1 protein-coding gene is annotated in these 563 nt (G+C 54.7%); it reads right to left on the reverse strand.

Annotation, left to right across the window (positions count from 1 at the left end; translation table 11 throughout):
- Positions 1 to 239 precede the first annotated feature (239 nt).
- Positions 240 to 500 carry a hypothetical protein gene (locus ACGTN6_RS20935; RefSeq protein WP_394595032.1) on the reverse strand — a complete coding sequence of 87 codons (261 nt, stop codon included), beginning with the start codon at positions 498 to 500 and terminating at the stop codon, positions 240 to 242.
- Between the last annotated feature and the right edge of the window lie 63 nt (positions 501 to 563).

The following is a 563-nucleotide window of genomic DNA, read 5'->3' on the forward strand; positions in this document are numbered from 1 at the left end:
TTATTCCTATTTCAGCTGCCTTTGAACTTGGCTGCACAATCCATTATATCCCCGGCGTAAAATTGATAGTTTCCAGCCCCGCAATAAATCACCTTGGGCAATACGCCCCCCCTCAAGGACTCCTCTCTTTGGATCGCACCTTTAATCTCTTTGACACTCACACCTAGCAGCCGCGCAGCATCTGTGATCCCGATCCGTTCTTTCCGAAAATCACCCATCTATACCTCTTTCCCTATCAGTCAGAAAGTTTCGGCGAATGTGCGTTCCAGCCAGGCCGCATCAGCCGTCTCAGTCGTGGTTGTGCCGTCACCTGACATGAGTGCTTTGACGATCTTTCGGGTCCACTCCTCGTTTGCAGCCATCTTCGCCTGGGCAGCCCTGAGAGCCTCCTTGGCCTCGGCTTTGTCTTGACCAGGAAGCATTGCCATCGCGGCTTTAGCCTGGCCCTGGAGCCCTTCGAGGGCGGCATACGCCCCATCTGGCAGCTTTCGAACAGACATACTCCCTCCTCCCTTACTAGATACCCGCATCGCCTCAACGACTCCCTAGGCCCACCAGCGACT

The organism is Halomonas sp. B23F22_20 (genome assembly GCF_043496985.1).
Classification (GTDB): domain Bacteria; phylum Pseudomonadota; class Gammaproteobacteria; order Pseudomonadales; family Halomonadaceae; genus Halomonas.

Excerpts from the sequence above, each read along its gene's own strand:
- ACGTN6_RS20935 (WP_394595032.1), bottom strand. The coding sequence starts at position 500 with ATGTCTGTTCGAAAGCTGCCAGATGGGGCGTATGCCGCCCTCGAAGGG.